Raw genomic sequence first — 1,815 nt, forward strand, 5'->3', positions numbered from 1 at the left:
CGGGGAAGAGCCACCGGCGGCCGGCGCGCTGTCGGGCGACGAACTCCGGGGCGATGTAGTGCAGGCGGGTCGTGCGCTTGACGGCATCCCGTTCGGCGGAGATGAAGCCGCCCGAGTAGATGATGCCCACGCCGAGCCCGCGGCGTGAGGTCCAGTTGTATCCGGCCATCAGGTCGAATCCCGAGTTCAGCGAACCGGACGAACTCTCTTCGAAGTATAACGCCGAGAGGATCGCCAGGTAGCCGGCGTTGGCGAACACCGTGTGTTGTGCGCGGTCGCGCGGGGCAAGGTGTTCCCTGCGTTGGGGCGTGCCGGAGAGAGGCTCCTCTTCGGGCGGTACGGTCCGGAGTGCGGATTCGGGGTTGGATGGATTGGTCAGGTTTCGGGCCGGAGATGCCTCGTCGTGCGGGTTGGCGGCCTGGAGCGGGAAGCTGCCCGGGAGCAGCAGGGCGGACAGCAGCAACAGTGCCCGCCTGGCAAGGTTCGGTTGGTTCGGGGTCATTTCGTGGGGGTGTTTGATGATTGTAAGTTTTTTGTTTTCGGGGAATTACCCCCCCCCTGTATTTTCCGCGAAGATAGGAAAATCAGATGAATCGGGCAAATGTTTTCGCGGGAAACGGCTGTTTTGCCCCTCTCTTCAGGACATATTGAGGATTCGGCGGATATGATCGGGACGGTCTTCCTTGAGGAAGACCGTCCCGGATGTGTGGTCAGAAGAGGGTCGAGTCGCTCCCCGGCGAGGCGACGCCGAGGTGTTCGTAGGCCAGCGGAGTGGCTTCGCGTCCCCGCGGGGTACGCTTGAGGAAGCCCTCCTTGATCAGGAACGGTTCGTAGACCTCCTCGATCGTGCCGGGTTCCTCGCCGACGGCCGTGGCCACGGTATTCAGTCCGACCGGACCGCCGTTGAACTTCTCGATGATCGTGCCGAGAATCTTGTTGTCCATGCGGTCGAGGCCGCGCGAGTCGATGTTCAGCGCCGAGAGCGCCATGCGGGTGATGGCCAGGTCGATGTGTCCGCCGCCCTTGACCATGGCGAAGTCGCGCACGCGCCGCAGCAGGGCATTGGCAATACGCGGCGTGCCGCGCGAGCGCAGGGCCACTTCGTGGGCCGCGTCGTCGTCGATCGGAACGTCGAGGATCCGGGCCGAGCGGCGGACGATGCCCGCCAGTACCGGGGCGTCGTAATACTCCAGGTGGCACTGAATGCCGAAACGCGCCCTGAGAGGCGAGGTGAGCAGTCCGCTGCGTGTCGTAGCGCCGATGAGCGTGAAGGGGGCCAGCTCGATCTGAATCGAGCGTGCCGAGGGACCCTTGTCGAGCACGATGTCGATCTTGTAGTCCTCCATGGCCGAGTAGAGGTACTCCTCGACAATGGGGCTGAGGCGGTGGATCTCGTCGATGAAGAGCACGTCGCCCGGGTTGAGGCTGGTCAGCAGGCCGGCCAGGTCGCCCGGCTTGTCCAGCACGGGACCCGACGTGACGCGCAACTGGGCGCCCATCTCATTGGCGATGATGTTCGCAAGCGTGGTTTTGCCCAGTCCCGGGGGGCCGTGCAACAGCACATGGTCGAGCGAGTCGCCGCGCATGAGTGCCGCCTTGATGAAGATGCGGAGGTTCTCGACGATCTTCTCCTGGCCCGCGAAGGTTTCCAGTTCCTGCGGGCGGATTCTGTTTTCGAATTCGAGATCGCTCTCGGTGTTGCGTACGATTGACATGTCGCAAAGATAGCGATTTTTCCCGACACGGGCGGCGTGGCGCACAAAAAAATCCGGCCCGCACATGCGGGCCGGAGAGCCTGTCGGCAGGAGTGGCTAC

General features: G+C 63.6%; 1 protein-coding gene and 1 pseudogene. Both read right to left on the minus strand.

The window, feature by feature from the left end:
• Window positions 1-502, minus strand: a pseudogene (locus QZL63_RS08935) (hypothetical protein); the annotation flags it as partial.
• Between the two features lie 208 nt (window positions 503-710).
• Window positions 711-1,715, minus strand: a complete 1,005-nt coding sequence (gene ruvB, locus QZL63_RS08940) for a Holliday junction branch migration DNA helicase RuvB (RefSeq protein ID WP_290586639.1) — start codon at window positions 1,713-1,715, stop codon at window positions 711-713.
• Window positions 1,716-1,815 lie beyond the last annotated feature (100 nt).

Source organism: Alistipes sp. CAG:268 (assembly GCA_000434235.1).
In the GTDB taxonomy this organism is placed as follows: Bacteria; Bacteroidota; Bacteroidia; order Bacteroidales; family Rikenellaceae; genus Alistipes; species Alistipes avistercoris.